This window comes from Dactylosporangium sp. NPDC006015, assembly GCF_040614215.1.
Classification (GTDB): Bacteria; Actinomycetota; Actinomycetes; order Mycobacteriales; family Micromonosporaceae; genus Dactylosporangium; species Dactylosporangium maewongense.
In genome coordinates, this window is sequence record NZ_JBEXUD010000051.1 from 17460 (window position 1) to 43673 (window position 26214).

The following is a 26214-nucleotide window of genomic DNA, read 5'->3' on the forward strand; positions in this document are numbered from 1 at the left end:
GGAGCGAGGTACCCCTACTGCCACACACCCCGGCGGTGGGGCGGCCCGCCCTTGAATGTGAACGTTCACTAGCTCTGGCGCAAGACACCCCGTGAGGAGAGGCGTAGTGCTGAAGAAGTGGTCCGCGGCCGTGCTCGGCGGTCTGCTGGTCGTAGGCGCGCTCAGCGCGTGCGGCGGCGAGAAGGAAGGCGACGCCGGCAGCGGCGCGAAGAAGGACGACGGCAAGATCACGATGGGCTTCGCCCAGGTCGGTGCCGAGTCCGGCTGGCGGACGGCGAACACCAAGTCGATCCAGGAGGCCGCCACCGCCGCCGGTATCGACCTGAAGTTCTCCGACGCGCAGCAGAAGCAGGAGAACCAGATCAAGGCGATCCGCAGCTACATCGCGCAGAAGGTGGACATCATCGCCTTCTCGCCGGTCGTCGAGTCGGGCTGGGACACCGTGCTCAAGGAGGCCAAGGACGCCAAGATCCCGGTGATCCTGACCGACCGCGCGGTCGACTCGAAGGACACCTCGCTCTACAAGACGTTCATCGGCTCCGACTTCGTCCTGGAGGGCAAGAAGGCCGGCGAGTGGCTGGTCAAGGAGTACCAGGGCAAGACCGACACGGTGAACATCGTCGAGCTGCAGGGCACGACCGGCTCCGCGCCGGCCAACGACCGCAAGTCCGGCTTCGCCGACGTCATCAAGGCCGACCCGAAGTTCAAGGTCATCGCCTCGCAGACCGGTGACTTCACCCGCGCCAAGGGCAAGGAGGTCATGGAGGCCTTCCTGAAGGCCAACCCGAAGATCGACGTGCTGTACGCGCACAACGACGACATGGGCCTGGGCGCCATCGAGGCGATCGTCGCGGCCGGCAAGAAGCCCGGTGTCGACATCAAGATCATCACCGTCGACGCGGTCAAGGACGGCATGACGGCCCTGTCCGAGGGCAAGATCAACTACATCGTGGAGTGCTCGCCGTTGCTTGGCCCCCAGCTCATGGACCTGGCCAAGAAGGTCGTCGCCGGCGAGACCATCCCGCAGCGGGTGCTGACGGAGGAGTCCGCGTTCACCCCCGAGCAGGCCAAGGCCGCGCTGCCGAACCGCAAGTACTGAGAGGCGCAACCATGGGGACCGCACTGCTGAGCATGAGCGGCATCAGCAAGCAGTTCCCCGGCGTCAAGGCTCTTGAGGGTGTGGATTTCCGCCTGTACCAAGGGGAGATCCACGCCCTCATGGGCGAGAACGGCGCCGGGAAGTCGACGCTCATCAAGGTGCTGACCGGCGTCTACGACATCGACGAGGGTGAGATCACCCTCGAGGGCCGCCCGGTCCGGTTCGCCGGCCCGCACCAGGCCACCGAGGCCGGCATCAGCACCGTGTACCAAGAGGTCAACCTCTGCGCGAACCTCTCGGTCGCGGAGAACATCTTCATCGGGCGCGAGCCGACGAAGTTCGGCCGGATCCAGTGGGGCGTCATGCGGCGCCGCGCGACCGAGTTGCTCCAGCGCATGGAGCTCGACCTCGACGTCACCGCACAGCTGTCGACCTACTCCCTCGCCGTGCAGCAACTGGTCGCGATCGCCCGCGCCATCGACGTCGACGCGAAGGTCCTCGTCCTCGACGAGCCGACCTCCAGCCTCGACGCCGGCGAGGTCGCTCAGCTGTTCCGCATCATGCGGCAGCTCAAGGCGCAGGGCATCGCGATCGTGTTCGTGTCGCACTTCCTCGACCAGATCTACGAGATCTGCGACCGGATGACGATCCTGCGCAACGGCCGGCTGGTCGGCGAGCACCTCGTCGCCGACATCAGCCAGGTCCAGCTCGTCAGCCTCATGATCGGCAAGGAGCTGGCGCTGCTGGAGCGGCTCGAGGACGCCGGCAAGCGCTCGTTCTCGGGCGTCGAGGCCGTCGCCCGGGCGCACGAGCTCGGCCGGTCCGGCGCCGTCGAGCCGTTCAGTCTCACCATCCACAAGGGCGAGGTCGTCGGCCTCGCCGGGCTGCTGGGCTCCGGCCGCACCGAGCTCGCCCGGCTGTTCTTCGGCGCCGACAAGGCCGACAGCGGCCGCCTCGAGATCGACGGCAAGCCGGTCAACCTGCACGGCCCGCGCACCGCCATGGACCACGACATCGCGTACTGCTCCGAGAACCGCAAGACCGAAGGCCTGGTCGAGGAGCTGTCGGTCCGCGAGAACATCATCCTCGCCCTGCAGGCGGCCCGCGGCTGGACCCGCCCGCTGCCCCGCCGGCGGCAGGACGAGCTGGTCCAGAAGTACATCGACGCGCTGAACATCAACCCGAAGGACCCCGAGCTGCCGGTCCGCAACCTCAGCGGCGGCAACCAGCAGAAGGTCCTCCTGGCCCGGTGGCTCATCACCGAGCCGCGGCTGCTCATCCTCGACGAGCCGACCCGCGGTATCGACATCGGGGCCAAGGCCGAGATCCAGCGGCTGGTCGTCGAGCTCTCCGACGGAGGCATGGCCGTGCTGTTCATCTCCGCCGAGCTGGAGGAGGTGCTGCGCCTCAGCCACCGCATCGGCGTCCTGCGCGACCGGAGGCTGGTCACCCAGCTGGAGAACACCGATGCGGTCGACCTCGACCGCCTCACCGAGACGATTGCGAGCGGCACCTGATGGCGGCGATCACCAAGCACAGGCTGTTCTGGCCGGCGGCGATCCTCGTGCTGCTGCTCGTCACGAACGTGTTCTTCTCCGGCGGGTTCTTCAAGATCGAGCTCCGCGACGGTCACCTGTACGGCAGCATCATCGACATCCTGCGGGCCAGCGCGCCGCTGGGGCTCGTGGCGCTGGGCATGACGCTGGTCATCGCCACGGGAGGCATCGACCTGTCGGTCGGCGCCGTCGTTGCGATCGCCGGCGCGCTCGCCTGCCTGCGCATCAGCGAGCTGGACGACCAGAACAGCGTCGGCGGCGTCCTGGCCGCCGTCGGGCTCGCGCTCGTGCTGTCGCTGGTGCTCGGCGTCTGGAACGGGTTCCTCGTCGCCACCGTCGGCATCCAGCCGATCATCGCCACGCTGATCCTCATGGTCGCCGGCCGCGGCCTCGCCCAGCTCATCACCGACGGGCAGATCATCACGATCAACAGCGGCCCGTACAAGATGATCGGCGCGGGCTACTGGCTGGGCCTGCCGCTCAGCGTCATCATCGCCGTCGGCGTCGCGGTCATCGCCGGCCTGATCGTGCGCCGCTCGGCGCTCGGGCTGCTGCTGGAGTCCGTCGGCGGCAACGCCGAGGCGTCCCGGCTGGCCGGCATCAAGTCGCGCTGGCTGATCCTCATCGTCTACGTGTTCGCCGGGCTCTGCGCCGGCGTCGCCGGGCTGATGATCAGCTCCAACGTGTCCAGCGCCGACGGCAACAACGCCGGCCTGCTCATCGAGCTCGACGCGATCCTCGCCGTGGTCATCGGCGGCACCTCGCTGTCCGGCGGCCGGTTCTCGATCGCCGGCACCATCCTCGGCGCGGTCATCATCAAGACCCTCGACATCACGATCTACACCGTCGGCATCCCGCCCGAGGTGACGCTGCTGTTCAAGGCGGTCGTCGTGGTCGTCCTGTGCCTCGCCCAGGCGCCGAAGTTCCGCGAGAAGTTCCAGCGCCGCCGGCCGTCCGCGCCCGCCCCGAAGGCGCCGCAGAAGGTGGAGGTCACGGCATGACGACGTTCGAGTCGTTGCAGAAGCGGGTCATCCGCAGGCCGCAGCAGCGGCACATCCCGGTCCTGGCCACGTTGGCGCTGCTGTGTCTCATGTACGGCGCGGGCGTCGTGCGGTACACCGGCTTCGACGACACCCAGATCGTCCTGAACGTCTTCATCGACAACGGCTTCCTGCTCGTCGTCGGCGTCGGCATGACGTTCGTGATCCTGACCGGCGGCATCGACCTGTCGGTCGGCGCGGTCGTCGCGCTCACCACGATGATCTTCGCGTCGCTGGTGCGGGCCGGCTGGTCACCGATCGCGGTGCTGCCCGTGGTGCTGCTCGTCGGCGCCCTGATCGGCCTCGCGATGGGCTGCATCATCCACTTCTTCGACATCCAGCCCTTCATCGCCACGCTCGCCGGCATGTTCCTGGCCCGCGGCCTGTGCTACGTCATCAGCACCGAGGCGATCCGCATCGACAACGCGCTGTGGACCGAGCTGGCCGACTACAAGATCCGCTTCGGCGGGTTCCACATCTCGTGGAGCGTCGTCATCTCGCTCGTCGTGGTGCTCGTCGGCGCGTACGTCCTGGCGTACACCAGAATCGGCCGCAACATCTACGCCATCGGCGGCAACCAGCAGTCGGCGCTCCTCATGGGCCTGCCCGTCGGGCGCACGAAGATCGCCGTCTACACGATCAGCGGCGTCTGCTCCGCCCTCGGCGGCGTGCTGCTGACCTTCTACACGTCCTCCGGTTACGGCCTGCATGCCCTCGGCATGGAGCTCGACGCCATCGCGGCCGTGGTCATCGGCGGGACCGTCCTCACCGGCGGATCCGGCTTCCTGTTCGGCACCGTGCTCGGGGTCCTCGTGCTCGGCCTCATCCAGACCATCATCACGTTCGAGGGCACCCTCAGCTCGTGGTGGACCAAGATCGTCATCGGTGCGCTGCTGTTCGCGTTCATCGTGTTGCAGCGGGCCGTGGCGCGGAGATCACAATGACGAGATATGTAGTCGGGGTCGACTTCGGGACCCTGTCCGGCCGCGCCGTCGTGGTCCGCGTGGCCGACGGGGCGGAGGTGGGCACCGCCGTCCACGAGTACCGGCACGGCGCGGTCGAGCGGACCCTCCCGGCGACCGGCGAGGCGCTGCCCCCGCACTGGGCGCTGCAGATGCCGTCCGACTGGGTCGACGTGCTGCGGCACGCCGTCCCGGCCGCGCTCACCGGGATCGACGCCACGCAGGTGGTCGGCATCGCGACCGACTTCACGGCGTGCACGTTCCTGCCGGTGCTCGCCGACGGCACGCCGCTGAGCGACGTCCTGCCGGACCGGCCGCACGCCTACCCGAAGCTGTGGAAGCACCACGCCGCGCAGCGGCAGGCCGACCAGATCAACGCGCTCGCCGCATCGCGTGGCGAGGCGTGGCTGCCGCGGTACGGCGGGAAGCTCTCCTCTGAATGGCAGCTGGCGAAGGCGCTGCAGGTCCTGGAGGAGGACCCCGACGTCTTCGCCCGGGCCGAGCGCTTCATCGAGGCCGCCGACTGGATCGTGTGGCAGCTGGCCGGGGTCGAGACCCGCAACGCGTGCACCGCCGGCTACAAGGGCGCCCACCAGGACGGCGGCTACCCGCCGCGGGACTACTTCGAGGCGCTGCACACCGGCTTCGGCGCGTTCCTCGACAAGACCGACGGGCCGCTGTCGCCGCTCGGCGGGCTCGCCGGCCGGCTGACGGCCGAGGCCGCCGGGTGGACCGGGCTGCCGGAGGGGATCGCGGTCGCGGTCGGCAACGTCGACGCGCACGTGACCGCCCCGGCCGCGCAGGCCGTCGACGCCGGGCAGCTCGTCGCCATCATGGGCACCTCCACGTGCCACGTGATGAGTGGCGCGACCCTTGCCGACGTGCCCGGCATGTGCGGGGTCGTCGCCGACGGCATCATCCCCGGACTGTACGGCTACGAGGCCGGACAGTCCGGCGTCGGCGACATCTTCGGCTGGTTCGCCGGGTTCGCGTCCGCGGACCACGACCAGCTCACGGCCGCGGCCGCCGCGCAGCGCCCCGGGCAGCACGGCCTGGTCGCGCTGGACTGGCACAACGGCAACCGCTCCGTGCTCGTCGACCACCACCTGTCGGGCGTCATCGTCGGGCAGACCCTCGCCACCCGCCCCGAGGACGTCTACCGGGCGCTGATCGAGGCGACCGCCTACGGCACCCGCACCATCGTCGAGACCCTCGAGACCGCCGGGGTGCCGGTGACCGAGTTCATCGCCGCCGGCGGGCTGCTCAAGAACACGTTCCTCATGCAGCTCTACAGCGACGTGCTGCGCCGCCCGATCAGCGTCATCGACTCCGAGCAGGGGCCGGCGCTGGGCTCGGCGATCCACGCCGCGGTCGCCGCCGGCGAATACCCGGACGTGCGGGCCGCCGCGGCGGCGATGGGCAAGGTGAAGCGGGCCGTCTACACGCCCGACGACGCCGCCGCCGACGTCTACGACCGACTCTACGCCGAATACCGGCAGCTGCATGACTACTTCGGCCGCCCCGGCGGCAACGAGGTCCTGCACCGCCTCCGCGCGCTGCGCGAGGAGGTGGCCCAGTGATCTCGAAGCTCCGGCGGGAAGTCTGCGACCTGCACGCCGAGCTGATCCGCTGGGGCCTGGTCACCTGGACGTCGGGCAACGTGTCCGCCCGCGTCCCGGGTTCGGACCTGCTGGTGATCAAGCCGTCGGGGGTCTCCTACGACGACCTGACCCCCGAGGCCATGGTGGTCTGCGACCTCGACGGCAAGCTCGTCGAGGGGGACCGCGCCCCGTCGTCGGACACCGCGGCGCACGCGTACGTGTACCGGCACATGCCGCACGTCGGCGGGGTCGTGCACACGCACAGCCCGTACGCGACGGCGTGGGCCGCCCGCGGCGAGCCGATCCCGTGCTCGATCACCGCGATGGCCGACGAGTTCGGCGGCGACATCCCGGTCGGGCCGTTCGCGCTGATCGGCTCCGACGCGATCGGCCGCGGCATCGTCGAGACGCTCACCGGGCACCCGTCACCGGCAGTGCTGATGCTGCAGCACGGCCCCTTCACCATCGGCGCCACCGCGAAGGCCGCCGTGAAGGCGGCGGTCATGTGTGAGGACGTCGCCAGGACCATGCACTTCGCCCGGCAGTTGGGCGCCGTCGAGCGGCTGCCGGATCAGGCCGTCGCCTCGCTGCACGACCGCTACCAGAACGTCTACGGCCAGCCGCAGGGCGGGCAGAGGAGCACAACATGACGCACGAGGTCTGGTTCCTGACCGGCAGCCAGGGGCTCTACGGCCCCGAGACGCTCGACCAGGTCGCGGCCCAGTCGAGGCAGATCGCCGCGACGCTGGACGAGTCGCCGGACATCGCGGTGCGCGTGGTGTGGAAGCCGGTGCTCACCAGCGCCGGCGACATCCTGCGGGTCTGCCTCGAAGCGAACGCCGACCCGTCGGTCGTCGGCGTGGTCGCGTGGATGCACACGTTCTCGCCGGCCAAGATGTGGATCTCCGGGCTCGACGCGCTGCGTACCCCGCTGCTGCACCTGCACACGCAGGCCAACGTGGCGCTGCCGTGGGCCGAGATCGACATGGACTTCATGAACCTGAACCAGGCCGCCCACGGCGACCGCGAGTTCGGCTACATCCAGTCCCGGCTCGGCGTGGCCCGCAAGACCGTCGCCGGGCACGTCACCGACCCGCGGGTCACCGCCCGCATCGGCGCGTGGGCCCGCGCGGCCGCCGGCTTCACGGAGATGCGGTCGCTGAAGCTGGCCCGCTTCGGCGACAACATGCGCGACGTCGCCGTCACCGAGGGCGACAAGGTCGAGGCGCAGCTGCGCTTCGGGGTCTCCGTCAACACGTACGGCGTGAACGACCTCGTTTCCTCGGTGGACGCGACATCCGACGCGGACGTGGACAACCTGGTCAAGGAGTACCACGACACCTACCGGGTGTCCGCCGCCCTGAAGGAGGACCGGGCCGAGTCGCTGCGCTACGCGGCCCGCATCGAGCTCGGCCTGCGCGCGTTCCTCACCGCCGGCGGGTTCAAGGCCTTCACCACCAACTTCGAGGACCTCGGCGGGCTGCGCCAGCTGCCGGGCCTCGCGGTGCAGCGGCTCATGGCCGACGGCTACGGCTTCGGCGGCGAGGGCGACTGGAAGACCTCGGTCCTCGTGCGCACCCTGAAGGCGATGGCTCCCGGTGGCGGCACCTCGTTCATGGAGGACTACACGTACGACCTCACGCCCGGCAACGAGGTCATCCTCGGCGCGCACATGCTCGAGGTGTGCCCCAGCATCGCCTTCGACACGCCGTCGTGCGAGATCCACCCGCTCGGCATCGGCGGCCGCGAGGACCCGGTGCGGCTCGTCTTCGACGCCACGCCCGGCCCCGCCGTCGTGCTCGGCCTGGCCGACCTCGGCGAGCGCTTCCGGCTCGTCGCCAACGAGATCGACGTGGTCACGCCGACCGCGCCGCTGCCCAAGCTGCCCGTGGCGCGGGCGGTCTGGAAGCCGCGGCCGGACCTGTCGACGTCGGCGGAGTCGTGGCTGACGGCCGGCGGCCCGCACCACACGGTGCTGTCGTTCGCCGTCGGCACCGAGGAGCTGGCGGACCTGGCGGACATGACCGGCACGGAGCTGCTCGTCATCGACGCGGACACGACGGTTCGGCAGTTCGCCAAGGAGGTCCGCTGGAACCAGGCGTACCATCGCCTCGCGAGAGGGTTCTGAAATACGGGTGCGTTCCGTTTACGGAACTGGTGAGGTGGGTGCATGACCGTACGAATCAGGCACATCACCGTCGACTGCGCCAAGTGCTACGACCTGTCCCTGTTCTGGGCCGCCGTCACAGGGTTCCGCGAGGACCCCGACGACCCGAACCTGCCGGAGCACACCGAGGCGGCGCTGAACGCCCCGGACGGCTCGACGGGGATGCTGTTCGTCCAGGTGCCGGAGGGCAAGACCGGCAAGAACCGCATCCACCTCGACCTGCAGCCCACCGACGTCTCCAGGGACGAGGAGGTCCAGCGCATCCTCGGCCTGGGCGCCACGCTGGTCGCCGACTTCCGCAAGGACGACGGCACCGGCTGGGTCACCCTGGCCGACCCCGAGGGCAACGAGTTCTGCGTGGAGCGCAGCGCCGCCGAGCGCGCCGCCGCCTGATCGTCCCTGCGCCGTTTCTTGCGGGCGGCGCAGGGACTTTGTTACTCGCGGGTTGCGTTCGCCCTTGCTTCAGGGCTTTGCTCGGCGGACGATGCAGCAATGCAGCGCGAGGAGCACAGCCTCACCGGAGGCGGCGGGGTCCGCATCGTCTACGACGCCTGGACGCCATCGAACGTCGAGGGGGTCGTCGTGCTCTCCCACGGCATGGGGGAGCACGCCCGGCGGTATGACCACGTCGTGGCCCGCCTCGGCGAGCTCGGCCTGGCCGTCTACGCGCCCGACCACCGCGGCCACGGCCGCTCCGGCGGGAAGCGGATGTACCTGCGCAGCATCGACGAGTACACCGCCGACCTGCACCTGCTCTTCGGCGAGGTCGCCGCCCGTCACCCCGGCCAGGCGCCGTTCCTCATCGGGCACAGCATGGGCGCCATGATCGCGCTCGCCTACGCCCTGGACCACCAGGCGTCGCTGCGCGCGCTCGCCCTGTCCGGCACGCCCGTCGTCCCCGGCTCCGGGATCGGCAAGCCGGCGATCGCCGTCGCGAAGGTCCTCGGCCGGATCGCGCCGGCGACCCCCGTCCAGGCGCTGAACTCCGCGTACATCTCCAAGGACCCGGCGGTCGTGGCCGCCTACGACGCCGACCCGCTCGTCTACCACGGCAAGGTCCCCGCGGGCATCGGCGGCGCCATGCTCACCCAGATGGCCGTGTTCCAGCGCCGCCTGCCGTCGCTCACCCTGCCGACCCTGGTCCTGCACGGCGCCTCGGACAAGCTCGTCGACCCGGCCGGCAGCCGCCTCATCGCGGACCGGGCCGGCTCCCGGGACCTCACCCTGCACATCTACGACGACCTGCACCACGAGGTCTTCAACGAGCCCGAGCAGGACCGCGTCCTCGACGACCTGATCGGGTGGCTGAAGACCCACTGAGGAATGCGCCGGGCCCTCGCGCAGTTGATCCCTGCCATGGACGACGTCATGACCGAGTACCGCAGGGGAGTCCTCTACTTCGACGCCGGCGACCCGATCGAAGCCGCGAAGATCCTCGCCACCGTCCTGGACCAGGAGCCGGGCAACGCCGAGGTCCGGCTGTGGCTGGCCCGCGCCTACTTCGCCTCGGCCCAGCTGCACCGCGCCGAGACGCACCTGCGCGCCCTGGTCGACCGCGACCCGACCGACCACTACGCCCACCACCTGCTGGGCCGCACCCTGGAGCGGCAGAACAAGCCCCGCGAGGCCCTGCCCTACCTGCGCCTGGCCGCGGCGATGTCCACCGTCCCCGACTACGCCGACGCCGTCCGCCGCGTCGAGTCCGCCTGCTCCCCCTGACCCCGTCACCGATTGACGGTGCGGCGGGTGCTGTCCGGCCTCCGGTAGACCTCCTGCGCGGCATCCACCTACCTGCCGTGGTCGGATCGCGTGCCGTGGGCACGCGGTCCGGCTCCAGCGGCATCATTGCCGTCGTGCCACCCGCGCAGCCAGGCCGGGACCGGATCCCGCCCGATCGGCGGGCAAGGCCGTCCGCTGCTCACAGCCATGTCTCCCATCGGTCGATGAGCAGCGATAGGTCTCGCAAGGACTGGATCAGGCGGCTGATCGGGATGCTGACCGTCTTGAGTCCGGGCCCTCGCAGGCGATTGGCGGCCGAACTGACCGGGACGAGGTCGTCCATCGCCGAGCCGACCGCCTGCGAGCCCTGACGGATCTCTCGCTTCAGGTCTTCGGAACCCCAGCTCCGGCCGTTGGCCGACGCTTCCGAGTACATGCGCCGCAGGCGGACATCGATGTCGAGCGCCTGGCCCACCGCGTCTGCCGCTCGCCGGTCCAACGCGACAGCCTTGGGTCCGAAGTCGGCGCTGAACCGTGCCCGCTCGAGGCGGCTGTTCGCGGAGTCGCTCGGAATCTGCCGCAGCCCCTCGTCCATGGCGGCGAGCAGTGCGACCGCATCCGAGGCGAGCTTGCTGACATCGGCGAAGCTGACCACGACTTCGCTCAGCACCTGACCGGTTTCGCGGTCGCGCGCTCCCTCCGCGGGACGGCCGCCGGCCTGATGGTCCGTCGGGTCGGCGGAATCGGCTGTGCTGTCTGAGAGCAGGTTCGCGGTGAGGCGGGCTTCGGCGCTGTCCTGAAGTTCGCGGATGCGTTGAACCATTCGCGTGATCGCCGTCCGCCAAGCGGCCGAGTCTGCTCCCTGTTGCCAGGGGTCCGACCAGTCGAAATGCTGGATGGTCGCGATGATGCGGGCGATGGAGTCGGATCCGCTCGAAGAGATCAGGTGCGAGCCTGCGAGCACCACCGGGAGGATCAGTTCGGCGACGCCGAGCGACTGGGCCTTGCTGTAGAACCCGTAGAATTCTTTGCGGCACCACTCGCTCTCGAAGTAGTTCGCGGTGATGATCGGCATGAAGAACGCCGCGTCCTGCACCGCCTGCGATATCGCAGACTCGAAATCGTCACCCCATCGCAGCTCGTCGCGATCGAGGAAAATCTCCAAGGTCTGGCCCGTGTCGGCCTTGTAGTAGGACCGTAGATCGCGTACGAGGTTGCGCACGACACCGTTGAACAGGTCCGCGTCATCCGCCCGTCGGTAGCTGCAGAAGATCCTTGTGCTCGGCGCATCTGTTCCCGGGGCGTTCATCGCGAGCGGCCGTCCGCTCTCGCCGCGGCCTTGACGATCTCCAGCGACTCACGGTCGGTGAACGCGATGTACGGTGGGACGACCTTCTCCAAATTGGTCGGGTCCGCGTGATCCTGAATGAGCTCTATGATCCGGACCGGCTCGTATTCGTGCGTCACTATGTTGCCACCGAGGAGGGTGTACGGAAGCAGGTGGGCGGAGTCATGGATCGTCGTCGCATTGAGCTCGACAATGAATCCCAGCATTCCGTTGCAGAGTTGCCAGGCCGCCGTCGTTCCTGCCCGATAGTCCAGGTGGTTCGACAGCACCTGGAGATCTGGGAACTTGGCCCGCAGCGCCTCCCGGCGTTTGGAGCTGTGGGCGGCCACGCTGGCGCCCGACGTCGCGACGGCTTGCCGGACGTCCTCGTCGAGTTCGACGGCGGCAAACGGTGGGATCGGGCCCAGGTCGATGATGTTGGGCCGCTTGTCTGCGTCCAGCCGCGACAGGTCCAGGACCACGTGATGTGCCTGGACCTGGGTGCGTGACCATGAAACCGTCAAGCCGTCGCTGCGGACGATGGCGCCGCCCAGGTGCTTCCAATCCGCGCCGGGCTGCCTACGTGATTCGACGGTCACCACGGTGGCGAATCCGTCTCCGCAATGGGCCAGGCTGCTGGTGCCGTCGATCGGATCGGCCCTCAGTATGGTGGTGCGACCCGGTCGATCCGGATCCCAGCCGGTGACGGTCGCCTCCTCGCCGAGAATCAGCAGCTCGCCCAGGCCGTTGTCCGCGTCGTCCGGCGGGGGCTGCCGTGCGACGAGCTCGACGAACCGCTCCTGTGCCGCCGCGTCGATGTTCAGCGGTGGTTTACCCGGGTGGCCGTGATACGTGACGAACTGCTTCTGGCGCCACTCACCCGAGCCCTCGAAGCGTTCGAATTGAACCGTTTTCCATCGCACGAAATGCATGGTTGAAGCGGCATACGTGAGTGCCCATCGTCGCGCGAGTTCGTCGCGCCCGGCGGCGGACAGCCGCGGAGTGTCAAAGTGCTGCGGTTGTGAGACGGCATCCACGTCGGCGAGTATGACACCTCCCGACCCTCCGAATTTCATCCCCTTGTGGTGTCGTTCTTCGTCGATCTGGCGGGCGGCAGATCCGAACGGTTGATGCGACCTCGTCGAGCCGCACGATGGGTCTTCAAGCGTGGCCGATGGGCGGAATGCGGATCATGGTTCTCGCGGACCGCGTTGACGGGCGGCGGTCATGACCGCATAGTGGTCGCGGCCCGGGTCTGGGTGGGGTACGGCGCGGCGGAGGAACCGGTGATCGACAGGGAACTGCTCACCGAGCGGATCGCGGCGGCGCGCGAGCGCCGGAGGGCGCGGCCGACGTGGCAGAAGGTCCTCTTCACGGTCGCGGCGGTCGTGCTCGGGTTCGCGTGCAGCTACAACCTGAGCGTGGACGACAACGCGGCCCGCCCGTCGAAGCCGGCCGCCGAGGTGCGCGACGCCTGCGGCCATGTCGACGGGCAGGCCCTCGCCACGCTGTTCGAGACGCCGTTGCCGGCGGTCACGGAACGGCCACGCGCGGAGGCGGGCGGGGTCGTGACCTACAGCTGCCTGGTGGAGTCCGACCCAGGGCTGCGGCTCCGGCTCGACCTGAGCGTCCAGCACGGCAGGGCGCGGGCCGACGACCCGCTCTTCCTCATGTCCCTGGCCGACCAGAGCATGTACTCCGTGGACGGCACCGACGGCGTGCTGACCGCCGCCAAACGGTCGAACGGCTCGCTGTTCGGCATCACGCTGACCGGCTCGTCGGGCGCGCCGCCGGTGCCGCTGACCGAGGAGCGGCTGCGCGCCGTCGCCGCCGCCGTCGGCGACACGCTGTAGCGCGCAGCACGCCGCGGGTTCACACCGTGGGCCGGATGCGCTCAGAGCGGGAGCAGGGCCGGGGCGACGGAGCGTTCTGCTGGCCGTACCAGAGGCAGAACATCAACACGGTCCAGATCTTGCGGGATTGGTCGGCGTCGCCGCGGCGGTGGGCCGCGAGGAGGCGCTGGACGTGGCTGAGGTCGAGCAGGTGGTCGACGGCGGCGTCGGCGAACACGTCGCCGGCCCACACGCCGATCTCGCCGCGCAGCCAGACCCGGGTCGGCGTGGGGAAGCCGAGCTTGCGGCGGTCGACGACCGCGTTCGGCACGATGCCGCGCATCGCCTCCCGCAGCGCGAACTTCGTCGTCCTCGCCAGCTTCAACGCCGTCGGCAGCTGCGCGGCGGCGGCGTAGACGGCCCGGTCCAGGAACGGCACCCGCAGCTCCAGCGAGTGCGCCATCGACATCCGGTCGGCCTTGGTGAGGATGTCGCCGGGCAGCCAGGTGTGCAGGTCGACGTACTGCATGGTGGCCACGTCGTCGAGGTGGGCGGCAGCCTCGTACAGTGGCGCCGTGACCGTCGTGTGCGGGTCGGCCGGCCCGCGCATGAGGCGGGCCTTCTCCGCGGTGCCGAAGATGCGGGCGTTGCCGTAGTAGCGCTCGTCGATCGGGGTGGTGGCCCGCTCCAGGAAGCTCTTGCCGCGCACCCCCTCCGGCAGCGCCGCCGACACGGCGCGCAGGCCGCGGCGCAGCGGGGCGGGCAGCCCGGCGACGCCGGCGAGCGCGGCCGGCTCCCGGTAGATCTCGTAGCCGGCGAAGAGCTCGTCGGCGCCCTCCCCGGACAGCACGACGGTGACGTCGCGGGCGGCGGTGCGGGCCAGGAACCACAGCGGCACGATCGCGGGGTCGGCGACGGGGTCGTCGAGGTGCCAGACGATGCGCGGCAGCTCGGCGATCACGTCGGCGTCGTGGACCAGGGTCGCGGTCAGCTGGACGCCGAGCGCGGCCGCGGTCTCCGACGCCGCCTCGATCTCGCTGTAGCGTTCGTCGTCGAAGCCCACGGTGTACGTGTGGATGTCCGGGTGCTTCTCGCGGGCGAGCGCGACGACGGCGGTGGAGTCGATGCCGCTGGACAGGAACGCGCCCAGCGGCACCTCCGCCTGCAGGTGGGCGTGCACACTGTCCCTGAGCGCGTCGCGGACGGCCGTGATCGCGTCCGGCCGCTGCACCGGCCGCAGCGAGTGCCGAAAGTATGCGCTTATTTCCGTTTTTTTCGCATGTACTGTCAAAGCATGGCCGGCGGGCAGCCGGCGCACCGACGGGTGCAGCGTCTCCGGCTCCGGAACGTACTGCAGGGTCAGGTAATGCGACAGGGCCGCCGTGTCGACGCGGGTCCCGGTGCCGGCGAAGGGCAGCAGCGCCTTCTTCTCGCTCGCCAGGTAGAGACCGTCGGGCGTCGTCAGGTGGTACAGCGGCTTGATGCCGAACGGGTCCCGGAACGCGTGCACCGTGCCGGTCGCCCGGTCCAGCGCCACGATCGCGAACATCCCGCGCAGCCGGCGCACCGCCGACGGCCCCCAGTGGTGCAGCGCCGCCGCGAGGACCTCCGCCTCCCCCTCGGTGGCGAAGACCGCCGCGTGGTCGCGGGCCAGCTCCGCGCGCAGCTCCAGGTAGTTGTAGATCTCGCCGTTGAACACGACCGTCCACGAGCCCCACACCGCCGGCTGCCGGCCGTGCGCGACGTCGACGATGGCGAGCCGCTGGAAGCCGAACGCGGCACCGTCCTCCACGTGCAGCGTCGTCTCGTCGGGCCCGCGGTGGCGCAGCAGGTCGAGGGCCTCGGCGAGCCGGTCGGTCTCGACCTCACCGGAGGCGCTGATGAAGACCAGGAATCCACACATGCCGGTGATGGTGCGGAGCCGGTCGTTGGGAACTGATGAAGAAGTGTGCGCCGGATCGAAACCCGAACGAGGTTTCGCAGGTTCTTCACATCCTGCGCGCGACAATGATCGGCGATGAGCGCACGGATCCTGGTCGCCGAAGACGACCCGAAGCAGGCCGAACTGATCCGCCTGTACCTGGAGCGGGACGGCCACAGCGTCCTGACCGTCCCCAACGGGCGGCTCGCCCTGGAACAGTGCCGGTCGCGCCGGCCCGACCTGCTGGTCCTCGACGTCATGATGCCGCTGGTCGACGGCCTCGACGTGTGCCGGATCATCCGGGCCGAGTCGACGGTCGCGATCCTGCTGGTCACGGCCCGCTCGACCGAGGACGACCTGCTGCTCGGCCTGGACCTCGGCGCCGACGACTACATGACGAAGCCGGTCAGCCCGCGGGAGCTCGCCGCCCGGGTCCGGGCGCTGCTGCGCCGCTCCGGCATCGGCAGCCCCGGCCACCAGCAGGTGCTGCGGGTCGGCGACCTGGTCGTGGACGCCGGCCGGTTCGAGGTCCGTGTCGACGGCACCGTGGTCGTGCTGACCGCGAAGGAGTTCGGCATCCTGGAACTGCTCGCCGGCGAGCCCGGCCGTGTCTTCACCCGCGGCGAGATCATCAACCGGGTCTTCGGCTTCGAGCGCGACGTCTCCGAACGCACCGTCGACGCCCACGTCGTCAACCTGCGCCGCAAGATCGAGTCCGACCCGGCCGAGCCGCGCTACGTGCAGACGGTGTACGGCCGCGGCTACCGGCTGAACGAGTCCGCGTGAGCGGGCCGGAGCGGAGCGGAGGGCTGCGAACCAGCGTTGCAGGGTGGAGCTCAGGCCGGCGCCGGAGCGCAGCGGAGGTGACGGCATGAGCGGGCCGGAGCGGAGCGGAGGGCTGCGAACCAGCGTTGCAGGGTGGAGCTCAGGCCGGCGCCGGAGCGCAGCGGAGGTGACGGCATGAGCTTTCGTTTTCGGGTGTTCGGGCTGGTGCTGCTGGTCGCGGTGATCGCGATCGGGGTCACCGCGTGGCTGAGCATCCGGCTGACCGCCCTGGAGATCGCGCAGTCGCAGGAGACCTCGACCCGCAACGAGGTCACCACGGTCGCGGAGATCCAGGCGTACGCCCTGCGCCACGGCACCTGGGCGGGCGTCGACAAGACCGTGCAGCGGCTGTCGATCGCCAACCATCAGCGGATCCGGCTCACCAACCTGTACGGCCAGGTCACCGTCGACAGCGACCACCTCGCCAACCGCGCCGCCCGGGCCGTCGTCAGCCCGCCCGCCCTCGTCGACTCCCGCCCGACGCTCAAGTTCCCGCCGGAGCTGCTCGGGGCCCCGCGGACGCCCATCGAGCAGAAGACCGGCATCACCGAGCTCGAGACGAAGACGCTGCTGCAGATCGCCCTGTTCCGCGGCACGGTCGTCTTCGCGCGCTGCCTCACCGACCTGCACATCGACCCGCCGCCGGTGACCCTCAACGAGTTCGGCGTCCCGTACGCCACCACCGGCGTCGAGGACAGCCACGACTGCGGCACCCGGGTCGGCGACGTCGGCGCGGCGGAGCAGCCCTACGACGAGCTGCCGGTGAAGCAGTGCCGAGCCGAGAAGGACCAGGCGAAGTGCCTGATCAAGGCGTTCGGCGAGCGGGTCGCGACGTTCACCCCGGAGCCGCTGCAGCTCTACCTCGGCGCCGTCACCGACGACGCCACCAACCTCATCAGCCGCCCCGGCCTCGTCGCCGGCAGCGGCGTGCTGATCCTCGTCATCCTCGGCACCGCCGTCATCGCCCGGCACGTGAGCCTGCCCGTCCGCGACCTCACCGTCGCGTCCCGGCGCCTCGCCGACGGGCACCTCGACACGCGCGTGCCCTCGGGCGGCCGCGACGAGCTCGGGCAGCTGTCGGACTCGTTCAACCGGATGGCGGCCGCGCTGGAGGCGTCCGAGCAGGCCCAGCGCCGGCTCGTCGCCAGCGTCGCGCACGAGCTGCGCACCCCGCTGTCCAACCTGCTCGGCTACCTCGAGGCGCTGCAGGACGGCCTGGTCCCGCCGAGCCGCGAGCTGTTCGCCTCCCTGCACGACGAGGCCGAGCTGCAGCGCCGCATCCTCGACGACCTGCAGGACCTGACCCTGGCCGAGGCGGGGCACCTCACGTACCGCCGCTGCGACTTCGACCTGGCCGACCTGGTCGACACCGCCCGGGTGGCGCACCTCGCGGTCGCCGAGGCCGCCGGCGTCCGCCTGACCGCGGAGACCGCCGGCCCGCTGCCCGTGCACGCCGACCACGATCGTCTCCGCCAGGTCCTCGGCAACCTGATCGGCAACGCCATCCGGTACACCGACCGCGGCGGCCACGTGGCACTGCGCGCCTTCCCCGACGCCGACCACATCACCGTCGAGGTCCGCGACACCGGCTGCGGCATCGCCCCCGCCGACCTGCCCTTCGTCTTCCAGCGCTTCTGGCGCGCCGACCCCGCCCGCGACCGCGCCACCGGCGGCAGCGGCCTCGGCCTGACCATCGCCCGCCAGATCGTCCGCGACCACACCGGCGACCTCACCGTCGAGAGCACCCTCGGCGAGGGCTCGACCTTCCGCTTCGCCCTCCCGACCACGAATTGACCGAAGTGCCAGAATCGGCGGCATGGGGATGGAACTGATCGGGCGGCACCTCACGGTGCAGGAGCTGCGGGCCGTGCTGAACGATCCGGCGGCCGTAGACGAGCTGCTCTACGGCGACCTCGACGACGGCGACGCGGAGATGCCCGAGCCCGACCTTGATCTCGACAGGTCCTGGCACGTCCTGCACTTCGCGCTCACCGGCACCGCCTGGCAGGTCACGGAGGGCGTCGGCGAGGCGATCCTCGGCGGCACCGAGATCGGCGGCGACGGCGGGTACGGGCCCGCCAGGCTGCTCGACGCGGCGACGGTCCGCAGGGTGTCCGCGGCCCTCGACGACCTCGACGACGGGGCGCTGGTGGCCCGCTACGACCCGGCCGCGATGGCCGCCGCCGACATCTACCCGGATCACTTGAGGATCGCCCCGGAGGAGTTCGCCGGGTTCGTCGGGCCGCAGCTGTCGGCGCTGCGGGCGTTCTACTCGGACGCCGCCGCGGCCGGCCAGGCGGTCCTCCTGGCCATCGTGTGAGCGGGTCCGGGAGGTCGCGGAGCTGCTGGTGGCGCTCAGGGAGCACGGCGGCGACGACGCGGAGCATCGTGGCGGTGATCACTTCGGGGTGAGCGGATCGGATCGGCCGGGGGTGGCGGGTACAGGCTGAGGGGCATGAGCACAGTCCAGACGCCGCGCAAGTTCGCCGCGTTGCGGAACAAGGACTGCCGGCCGTACCTGTTCGGGGCCGCGCTGGCCATGATGGCCGACAACATCGAGCACGTCATCACGTACTGGGTGCTGTGGGAGAAGTTCCATTCGCCCGCGTTGTCGGGGTTCCAGGTGATCAGTCACTGGGTGCCGTTCCTGCTGTTCTCCGTGTACTTCGGGTCGCTCGCGGACCGGTTCGACTGCCGGCGGGTCATCCAGGCCGCGCAGCTGCTCTTCGCCTCGGTGTCGGTGGCGTGGGGCGTGCTGTTCGTGACCGGGACGCTGCAGGTGTGGCACGCGTGCGTGCTGCTGGTGCTGCACGGGCTGGCCGGGTCGCTGTGGGGGCCGGGGGAGCAGCTGATGCTGCACGACTTCGTCGGCGACGAGGACCTGCCCAGCGCGGTCCGGCTCAACGCCACGTTCCGCAGCCTCGGGGTGCTGTTCGGGCCGGTCGTCGGGTCGGCGCTGCTGCTCGGGCTCGGGGCGACCGCCGGGATCTTCGTCAACGTGCTGTTCTTCCTGCCGCTGACGCTGTTCCTGTTCCGCACCAAGTTCACCGGGCACACCCGCGACCACGGGGTGCCGCGGGCGCGGGTCGGGCTCACGGAGTCGGTGCGGGTGCTGAAGGCCGTCGGCGGCAACCACACGCTGGTCAGCATGATCATCCTGGGCGGGCTGGGGTCGTTCTTCGTCGGCGCGTCGATGCAGTCCGCGATGCCCATCTTCGCCCACGACCTCGGGGCAGCGGCCGGGACAGCGAGCGCTGCCAGCGGCGAAGGCATCGACGGGGCCAGCCTCGCGTACGGGGTGCTGCTCTTCGCCAACGGCGCCGGCGGGGTCATCGGCGGGATCCTCCTCGAGGCGACCGGCAGGATCAGGCCCACGGTCCTCGCCGCGGTGATCAGCACCGCCGTCTACGGCGTCACCAGCCTGTGCTTCGCGATCACCACCAGCTACCCCGTGGCGGTGGCGCTGCTGCTGCTCGGCGGCGTGGCCAACCTCGCGTCGATGTCGATCGGGCAGACCGTCGTGCAGCTGCTCGCGCCGCCCGCCGACCGGGGCAGGGTCATCGGCGTCTACGGCGTGTCCGCGCAGGGGCTGCGGGCCGGCAGCGGCTTCACCGTCGGGCTGCTCGGCGCCGCGATCGGCGTGCACTGGTCGCTCGGGCTCAGCGCCGCCGCGCTCTGCGTCGGCACGGCGCTCGCCGGCGTGTACGCGTTGCGGGGCGGAAAATCGGTTCCGGTCGCCACGACCGTCTGAGATGATCGCCGGACCGTGCTGAGGAAGGGGGAGGAGACCGCCATGCGTTACCGCGTCGTCGTCCCCCAGTCCCGGCACGAGGTGATCCTGGTGTCTTCCCGCCCGCTGGTGTAAGCCCGCGCGGCTGCACCGGCCGGACCCTGCCCGTATCGAGGCGGGGTAATCGCGCTGCCCTGTTCAGATTCCCTGAAAGGCCGCAGAGCCGTGCACACCAGAAGCCTGGACCAGACCCGCAACATCGGCATCCTCGCCCACGTCGACGCCGGCAAGACGACCACCACCGAGCGGATCCTGTTCCGCACCGGCGCCACGTACAAGCAGGGCGAGGTCCACGACGGCACCACCGTCACCGACTTCGACGCCCAGGAGCGCAAGCGCGGCATCACGATCTTCGCCGCGGCGGTCAGCTGCACCTGGGACGGCCACCGGATCAACCTCATCGACACGCCCGGCCACGTCGACTTCTCCGCCGAGGTGGAGCGCTCGCTGCGCGTCCTCGACGGCGCCGTCGTCGTGTTCGACGGGGTCGCCGGGGTCGAGCCGCAGACCGAGTCGGTGTGGCGGCAGGCCGACCTGCACCGCGTGCCGCGGATCGCGTTCGTGAACAAGCTCGACCGGGCCGGCGCCGACCTCGACGCCGCCGTCGGGTCCATCCGGACGCGGCTCGGGGTGACGCCGCTGGTCGTGCAGCTGCCCCTCGCGACGGGCGACGGCGTCGTCGACCTCGTGACGCGCCGCGCCTTCAGGTGGGTGGACGGCGTGATGGCCGAGACCGGCGTCCCGGCCGGCGCCGACCGGCACCGGCGGTCGCTGGAGGAGGCCGTCGCCGACCTGCACGACACGGCGATGGAGGAGTTCGTGGCCGACGGCGCCCTCAAGGACGCCACGCTGCGCGACGCGCTCCGCGACCTGACGAACACCAGGGCCGGTGTCGTCGTGCTGTGCGGGTCCGCGTACAAGAACTGGGGCGTCGAACCGTTGCTCGACGCGGTCGTGGCCTACCTGCCGTCACCGCTGGACGTCCCGCCCGTCCACCCGGAGCGCCCGGCGACCCCGGACGCCCCGTTCGCCGGCCTGGTGTTCAAGGTGCACGCCGCGCCGACCGGGCGCCTCACGTACGTCCGCGTGTACTCCGGCCAGATCACGAAGGGAGCCACCGTGCTGGACACCGGCACCGGCCGCGCCGAACGCGTCGGCCGGATCCTGCACGTCCAGGCGGACCGGCACACCGACCTGGACGGCGCGGCCGCGGGCGACATCGTCGCGCTCGTCGGCGTCAAGCACGCAGGCGTGGGCGCCACCCTCTGTTCGCCGGATGCGCCGCTGGTACCGGAGGCCGCCTCGACCGCGGAGCCCGTCGTCTCCGTGGCGGTGGAGGCCCGCGTCGCCGGCGACACGGACCGGCTGTCGGTGGCGCTGGCCCGGCTCGTCGACGAGGACCCGTCCCTGTCGGTGCGCAGCGACCCGGAGACCGGCCAGACGGTGCTGTCCGGCCTCGGCGAGCTGCACCTGGAGGTGGCCGTGGAGAAGCTGCGCCAGACGGCCGGCGTGACCGTCAACGTCGGCCGCCCCCAGGTCTCCTACCGCGAGACCGTCGTGTCGGGTGTCGGCGGCGTGCTGTTCCGCCACGTCAAACAGGACGGCGGCGCCGGCCAGTACGCGCACGTGCTCATCGACGTTGCCCCGTCGGACGAGCCGTTCGCGTTCACGTCGGCGGTCGTCGGCGGGCGGGTCCCGAAGGAGTACGTGAAGGCGGTCGAGGCCGGCTGCCGCGACGCGCTGCTCGAAGGCCCGCTCGGCGGTCACCCGGTGACGGGCGTGCACGTGACGCTCGTGGACGGCCAGACCCACCCGAAGGACTCCTCCGAGCTGGCCTTCCGCACCGCCGGCCGGCTCGCCCTGCGGCAGGCGCTGGGGCAGAGCACCCTCGCGGTGCTCGAACCGGTCGCCGAGGTCACCGTGACCGCCCCCGACGACACCGTGGGCGCGGTCCTCGGCGATCTCGCGGCCCGCCGTGGCCGGGTCACCGACTCGACCACCCGGGCCGGGACCGTCGTGGTGACGGCGACGGTGCCGCTGGCCGAACTGTTCGGCTACGCGACCCGGCTCCGCAGCCGCACCCAGGGCCGGGGCACGTTCACCACCCGGCCGGCCGGCTACCAGCAGGCGCCCGACGGCACCGGCTGAACGCCAAGTGGGGCGCCCACCGTATGGCGGGCGCCCCACGACGTCAGCGGCTCATCACCGAGTACAGAAAGCCGACGATCACCAGCACACCGATCACCCCGAAGAGGATCAGCGCTCCGGAACCGTTGGCGCTGGCGCCGCCGTCCTGGAACTCGGACGTTTCGGGCTCTTCGTCGGAAGTCACGGGATCTCCCTATTCGGACTTGCGGGACATCCTAGCGTGGCCCGGCGACCTCCAGGAGATCAGACCCTCCGTTCGATCGGCAGCCGGGCCCTGGTGAGCAGGCCGGTGCCCGCCATCGCGACCAGCGGCACGACCAGCACCGCCACCAGCACGTTCAACCAGGGCACCACCAGCGGAAACAGTGCGTCGCTGGGCCACTCGGTCAGCGCCTTGCGGTTGAGCGCGGCGAGCACCGCCCACCCGGCGCCGAACCCGGCCACGGCCCCCAACAGTGAGCCCACCCCGGCAATCACCCCGGCCTGGCTCAGCGTCAACCGCCGGCGGACCCCCGGTGAGGCCCCGACGGCGCCGAGCGTGGCGAGGTCCGGGCGGCTGTCCACGGCCGCCAGGCCGGTCGCGATGCCCGCCGCGCCGAGCGCGATGACCCCCGCGACGATCGCGAGCACGATCAGGGTGACCGTGGAGTCCGGCTGGTACGGCGCCGCCACCGACCCGTGGTAGTTGTTGCCGAGCGCCTCGGCGGCGGCGTTGAACGCGCCCATCTCGGCCCTGGTCGGCATCCGGCTGGTGGCCACGACGATGCCCTTGACCTCCACGGTCAACCCGGCCTTGGCGACGGCCTCCGGCGAGAGCGCGACGAAGATCCGGGAGACGGCGGTCGTGCTGACGTAGCCGGGGACGGTGACGGTGTGCAGTTCCCCGTCGGGGTCGTCCTTGCCCGGCACGGCCAGGATGATCTTGCCGTCCTCGACCAGGTCGGGGTCGGCGACGACGACGCCGCCGGCGCGCAGGGTTGCCTCGGCCCGGGCGAGGTCGTCACCGGTCGCGGCGGAGACCACGCCCAACGTCGAGCCGTCGTCGACGATCGTGGTCGCGTTGGCGCCGCCGCTCATCATGTACGAGTCCTGGCGGCAGCGCGGGTCGCGGGCCGCCTTGCGCTCCTGCTCCTTGGTCGTCTCGCCCGGCCGGTACGGGCAGCGCCGGTGCACCGGCTTGACCGGGGTGATCCAGCACGAGGCGTCGGCCGTGGCCGGCGGGGCGCACCCGGGCCCCCGCAGCTCGACGGTCCGCGTGACCGGCAGCGTCGACGTCGCCGCCTCGACCAGCCGCGGCGTCGGCAGCGGCTCGGCCCGCTCGCCGTGGTTGCCCCACCCGCGGGTGATGTCCGCGTACCCGTCGGGCAGCGCCTTGACCTGCATGTCGAGCTGCCGCTGCACGTCGCTGGCGAGGTACACGCCGATGGTGACCGCGCCGAGCACGGCGGCCATGACCGCGGAGATGGCCGGCGCGGTCGAGGACCGGTTGCGGGCCAGGTCCCGCACCGCGATGCGGGGCGCCAGCGGCAGCCGCCGGCCCAGCCGGGCGAGCAGCCCGACCAGCGACGGCGTGCACACGACCAGGCCCAGCTCGGCGAGGACGAGGCCGGCCATGACGACGGTCGCGTCGACCGCGGCGACACCGTACCCGGCGACGGCCGCCCCGGCGCCGATGGTGCACGCCCCGACGACCAGCCAGCGGCGGCCCGGTCCGGTCCGGTTGCGCCGGCCGGCGAGGGCGGCGACCACGTCGGTGCGGGCGGCCGTGAACGCCGGGACGAGCGCCGCGCCGACCCCGGCGACGAACGCGAGTGCGGCGATGCCGAGCAGCGCCTGCGGGTAGACCCGGTAGCCGCCGGCCCGCGCGTGGGAGACGTGCTCCTCGAACACGCCCCGCAGCGCGAACGCCGCGACGATCGCGACGGCCGTGCCGGCCACGCCGGCGACCACGCCGAGGAGCACCCCGTCGGCGAGGACGATGCGGCGCAGCTGCGCCGGGGTGCCGCCGTTCGCGGCGACGAGGGCCAGCTCGCGCCGCCGGCGGCGGGCGCCGACCGCGAACGCCGGCCCCGCGAGCAGCACGACCTCCAGGACGCCGAGGCCGAAGACGAGGATGCCGAGCCGGAACACCTCGCCGTCGCTGGTCTTCCACGACGGCGCGTCCGGCGGCGGGTCGAGCACGACGGCCCTGGACCGCACCACGATCCCGTGCTGGTTCAGCGCCTTCACCTGCTCCCAGGTGACCGGGGCGGGCGCGTCGACCAGCCACGTCGTGCTGCTGCCCGGCGGCTCCACGGGCAGGGTGCCGGGGCGCAGCACGGCGAGCGGACGGAGGTTGTCGGGGAACTCGAACTCGGCGGCGACCCTGACGTCGCCCCGGTCCCGCAGCCGCACGGTCCCGCCGAGCCGCGCGCCGAGCAGCTCCATGGCGGCCGCGTTCAGGGCGATCTCGGCGCTCGTGGCGGGCGGCGCGCCGCGCAGGACCGACACCTTGCCGCCGTACGAGGCGTCGGCGAGGTCGAGCTGGTGCCCCCGCAGCTTCTGCTCACCGGTCGCGCCGGCCAGGTACACGTCGCGCTCGTCGATCCGGGCGATGCGGGACCCGGCGGGCAGCAACGCCAGCAGCCCCTCGGCGGTCGGGGTCGACGGACCACCGTCGCCCGCGTCCATCATGCCGTAGCCCTGGACGTCCTGGGTGATCGTGCCCGCGAACGGCCAGTGCACCAACGCGTCGAACCGGCCCAGGTCACGGTCCAGCTGCTCGGCCGGGGTGAGGGTGAACATGTCGTAGGTGACGGCGGCGAACGACAGCCCCAGGACCGGCAGCAGGATCAGCGACAGCACGAGCGCGGTGCGGCCCTTCGCCCGGCGCGCCTCCCGCCGGGCGATCCGCAGTGACACCAGCAAACCGCTCACGATGCGGCCCCGTCCAGGAGCTGCTCCGGCTCGGCGAGGGGGCCGGAGGTGTCGACGACGACGCCGTCGCGCAGGAACACCACCCGGTCGGCCCAGGCCGCGTGCCGGGCCTCGTGGGTGACGAGCACCCCGGCGGCGCCGGCGTCGACCTTCGCGCGCAGCAGCCGCAGCACCGCCTCGCCGGTGGTCGAGTCGAGGGCGCCGGTCGGCTCGTCGGCGAGGATGAGCCGCCGCTCGCCGACGAGCGCCCGGGCGATCGCGACCCGCTGCTGCTGCCCGCCGGACATCTCGTCGGGGAAGCGCTGGGCGTACCCCTCGAGCTCCACCTCCGCCAGGGACGTCAACGCGGCCCGTCGGGCCCGCCGAACCCCGACGCCGTCCAGCTCCAGCGGCAGCGAGATGTTCTCCGCCGCGGTGAGGCTCGGCAGCAGGTTGAGGTCCTGGAACACGTAGCCGATCCGGCGCCGGCGCAGCGCGGCCAGGGCCTTGCGGCCGAGCCCGCCCAGGACGGTCCCCTCGACGGCGACCTCGCCCCGGGTCGGCGAGTCGAGCCCGCCGGCGAGGTTGAGCAGCGTCGACTTGCCCGACCCGGACGGCCCCATCACCGCGATCAGCTCACCCGGCCGGACCGTCAGGGACACGCCGCGGACCGCGTGGACCGTCGCCTCCCCCTGCCCGTGGGTGCGGTGCACGTCCCGAAGCTCCAACACGCTCATGTCGTCTTCTCCTTCTCCGGAACGGGTGCCGCCTGCGGGGCCGGCGTGGGAAGGGGTGCGTGCCGGGCGAGGCTGGCCTCGCAGTGGTCCAGCCACCGGACCTCGGCCTCCGCCTGGAAGATCATCGACTCGAGGACGAGCCGCCACGACAGGTCGGCCGGGCCGCTCGCGCGCTGCTTCATCCGCGTGTACTCCTGCAGCATCCGCACCGTGGCGGTCCGCTGCTTCTGGATGATGCCGGGCACGTCGACGCCCGGCGTGGTCAGCGCGAGCGCCAGCTTGATCGCCAGCTCGTCGCGGGGGCGGTCGCCGCGGCCGATCGGGGTGGCGAACCACGCGGCGAGCTCGGCGCGCCCGGCGTCGGTGATCTCGTACGGCCGCTGCCCCCCGTCGTGCTCCGGCAGCGACCGGACGAGCTCGTCGCGTTCCAGCCGCGACAGGGTCGTGTACACCTGTCCGATGTTCAGCGGCCACGTCCCGCCGGTGGACTCCTCGAACGAGGTCCGCAGCTGGTAGCCGTACATCGTGCCGCGCTGCAGCAGCGCCAGCAGACCGTACTTGATGGACATGAATACGGAGTATGCATACCCGGTAT

Annotated in this window: 23 protein-coding genes; 16 read left to right on the forward strand and 7 right to left on the reverse strand. The window is 71.3% G+C overall.

Translation table 11 applies throughout. From position 1 onward, the window contains the following. Positions 1 to 106: 106 nt before the first annotated feature. The 10 genes from ABZ321_RS48805 to ABZ321_RS48850 all read left to right on the forward strand — a co-directional run bounded on the left by ABZ321_RS48805 (position 107) and on the right by ABZ321_RS48850 (position 10144). Positions 107 to 1099: an ABC transporter substrate-binding protein gene (locus ABZ321_RS48805; protein ID WP_354903237.1), complete on the forward strand. Its 993-nt coding sequence runs from the start codon at positions 107 to 109 to the stop codon at positions 1097 to 1099. Between the two features lie 11 nt (positions 1100 to 1110). Beyond that, positions 1111 to 2616 (forward strand): sugar ABC transporter ATP-binding protein, encoded by a 1506-nt coding sequence (locus ABZ321_RS48810; protein WP_344498945.1) that lies wholly within the window; start codon positions 1111 to 1113, stop codon positions 2614 to 2616. Continuing rightward, on the forward strand, positions 2616 to 3656 hold the full coding sequence (locus tag ABZ321_RS48815) for an ABC transporter permease (protein WP_354903239.1): 1041 nt from the start codon (positions 2616 to 2618) through the stop codon (positions 3654 to 3656). The genes ABZ321_RS48810 and ABZ321_RS48815 overlap by 1 nt, the downstream gene beginning before the upstream one ends. Further along, positions 3653 to 4639 carry a galactofuranose ABC transporter, permease protein YjfF gene (gene yjfF, locus ABZ321_RS48820; RefSeq protein WP_344498949.1) on the forward strand — a complete coding sequence of 329 codons (987 nt, stop codon included), beginning with the start codon at positions 3653 to 3655 and terminating at the stop codon, positions 4637 to 4639. The genes ABZ321_RS48815 and yjfF overlap by 4 nt, the downstream gene beginning before the upstream one ends. Continuing rightward, complete coding sequence (locus tag ABZ321_RS48825; protein ID WP_344498951.1) at positions 4636 to 6237, forward strand: ribulokinase; 1602 nt, start codon at positions 4636 to 4638, stop codon at positions 6235 to 6237. The genes yjfF and ABZ321_RS48825 overlap by 4 nt, the downstream gene beginning before the upstream one ends. Further along, positions 6234 to 6908, forward strand: coding sequence for an L-ribulose-5-phosphate 4-epimerase (locus ABZ321_RS48830; protein ID WP_344498953.1), 675 nt, complete (start codon positions 6234 to 6236; stop codon positions 6906 to 6908). The genes ABZ321_RS48825 and ABZ321_RS48830 overlap by 4 nt, the downstream gene beginning before the upstream one ends. Continuing rightward, positions 6905 to 8386 carry an L-arabinose isomerase gene (araA, locus tag ABZ321_RS48835; protein ID WP_354903241.1) on the forward strand — a complete coding sequence of 494 codons (1482 nt, stop codon included), beginning with the start codon at positions 6905 to 6907 and terminating at the stop codon, positions 8384 to 8386. Before ABZ321_RS48830 ends, araA begins: the two co-directional genes overlap by 4 nt. Positions 8387 to 8428: 42 nt before the next feature. Continuing rightward, positions 8429 to 8818, forward strand: coding sequence for a VOC family protein (locus tag ABZ321_RS48840; RefSeq protein WP_344498957.1), 390 nt, complete (start codon positions 8429 to 8431; stop codon positions 8816 to 8818). A 99-nt stretch (positions 8819 to 8917) separates the two neighbouring features. Further along, the gene (locus ABZ321_RS48845) at positions 8918 to 9745 is read left to right on the forward strand and encodes a lysophospholipase (RefSeq protein WP_354903242.1); all 828 of its coding nucleotides are present in this window, start codon (positions 8918 to 8920) and stop codon (positions 9743 to 9745) included. Between the two features lie 36 nt (positions 9746 to 9781). Next, the gene (locus ABZ321_RS48850) at positions 9782 to 10144 is read left to right on the forward strand and encodes a tetratricopeptide repeat protein (protein WP_344498961.1); all 363 of its coding nucleotides are present in this window, start codon (positions 9782 to 9784) and stop codon (positions 10142 to 10144) included. Positions 10145 to 10343: 199 nt separating this feature from the next. Here the strand turns inward: ABZ321_RS48850 and ABZ321_RS48855 are convergent, their stop codons facing one another. Both ABZ321_RS48855 and ABZ321_RS48860 read right to left on the reverse strand, forming a co-directional pair. Further along, on the reverse strand, positions 10344 to 11453 hold the full coding sequence (locus ABZ321_RS48855) for a toll/interleukin-1 receptor domain-containing protein (protein WP_354903244.1): 1110 nt from the start codon (positions 11451 to 11453) through the stop codon (positions 10344 to 10346). Continuing rightward, entirely contained in the window at positions 11450 to 12508 is a 1059-nt protein-coding gene (locus ABZ321_RS48860; RefSeq protein WP_344498965.1) for a hypothetical protein, read from the reverse strand. Before ABZ321_RS48860 ends, ABZ321_RS48855 begins: the two co-directional genes overlap by 4 nt. Positions 12509 to 12757: 249 nt before the next feature. Here ABZ321_RS48860 and ABZ321_RS48865 point away from each other — a divergent pair, with 249 nt between their 5' ends. Next, positions 12758 to 13324, forward strand: coding sequence for a hypothetical protein (locus ABZ321_RS48865; RefSeq protein WP_354903246.1), 567 nt, complete (start codon positions 12758 to 12760; stop codon positions 13322 to 13324). Between the two features lie 19 nt (positions 13325 to 13343). Here ABZ321_RS48865 and asnB read toward each other — a convergent pair whose 3' ends face one another. Continuing rightward, entirely contained in the window at positions 13344 to 15206 is a 1863-nt protein-coding gene (gene asnB, locus ABZ321_RS48870; protein ID WP_354903247.1) for an asparagine synthase (glutamine-hydrolyzing), read from the reverse strand. 114 nt (positions 15207 to 15320) lie between these two features. On the opposite strand from asnB, the gene ABZ321_RS48875 reads away from it, so the two are divergent. The 5 genes from ABZ321_RS48875 to fusA all read left to right on the forward strand — a co-directional run bounded on the left by ABZ321_RS48875 (position 15321) and on the right by fusA (position 21987). Further along, positions 15321 to 16010, forward strand: coding sequence for a response regulator transcription factor (locus ABZ321_RS48875; RefSeq protein WP_344498971.1), 690 nt, complete (start codon positions 15321 to 15323; stop codon positions 16008 to 16010). Between the two features lie 174 nt (positions 16011 to 16184). Then, positions 16185 to 17843 carry an ATP-binding protein gene (locus tag ABZ321_RS48880; protein WP_354903248.1) on the forward strand — a complete coding sequence of 553 codons (1659 nt, stop codon included), beginning with the start codon at positions 16185 to 16187 and terminating at the stop codon, positions 17841 to 17843. Between the two features lie 22 nt (positions 17844 to 17865). Further along, positions 17866 to 18369, forward strand: coding sequence for a YfbM family protein (locus ABZ321_RS48885; RefSeq protein WP_344498975.1), 504 nt, complete (start codon positions 17866 to 17868; stop codon positions 18367 to 18369). 135 nt (positions 18370 to 18504) lie between these two features. Next, positions 18505 to 19800 (forward strand): MFS transporter, encoded by a 1296-nt coding sequence (locus ABZ321_RS48890; RefSeq protein ID WP_344498977.1) that lies wholly within the window; start codon positions 18505 to 18507, stop codon positions 19798 to 19800. 204 nt (positions 19801 to 20004) lie between these two features. Beyond that, entirely contained in the window at positions 20005 to 21987 is a 1983-nt protein-coding gene (gene fusA / locus ABZ321_RS48895) for an elongation factor G (protein ID WP_354903249.1), read from the forward strand. Positions 21988 to 22030: 43 nt separating this feature from the next. Here the strand turns inward: fusA and ABZ321_RS48900 are convergent, their stop codons facing one another. Genes ABZ321_RS48900 through ABZ321_RS48915 form a run of 4 tightly spaced genes read right to left on the reverse strand, consistent with a single transcriptional unit; the run spans position 22031 to position 26188 of the window. Further along, positions 22031 to 22171 (reverse strand): hypothetical protein, encoded by a 141-nt coding sequence (locus ABZ321_RS48900; protein WP_344498981.1) that lies wholly within the window; start codon positions 22169 to 22171, stop codon positions 22031 to 22033. A 59-nt stretch (positions 22172 to 22230) separates the two neighbouring features. Beyond that, positions 22231 to 24903: an FtsX-like permease family protein gene (locus tag ABZ321_RS48905; protein WP_354903251.1), complete on the reverse strand. Its 2673-nt coding sequence runs from the start codon at positions 24901 to 24903 to the stop codon at positions 22231 to 22233. Further along, positions 24900 to 25619 carry an ABC transporter ATP-binding protein gene (locus ABZ321_RS48910; protein WP_344498985.1) on the reverse strand — a complete coding sequence of 240 codons (720 nt, stop codon included), beginning with the start codon at positions 25617 to 25619 and terminating at the stop codon, positions 24900 to 24902. The genes ABZ321_RS48905 and ABZ321_RS48910 overlap by 4 nt, the downstream gene beginning before the upstream one ends. After that, complete coding sequence (locus tag ABZ321_RS48915) at positions 25616 to 26188, reverse strand: PadR family transcriptional regulator (RefSeq protein WP_354903252.1); 573 nt, start codon at positions 26186 to 26188, stop codon at positions 25616 to 25618. Before ABZ321_RS48915 ends, ABZ321_RS48910 begins: the two co-directional genes overlap by 4 nt. Positions 26189 to 26214: the final 26 nt, after the last annotated feature.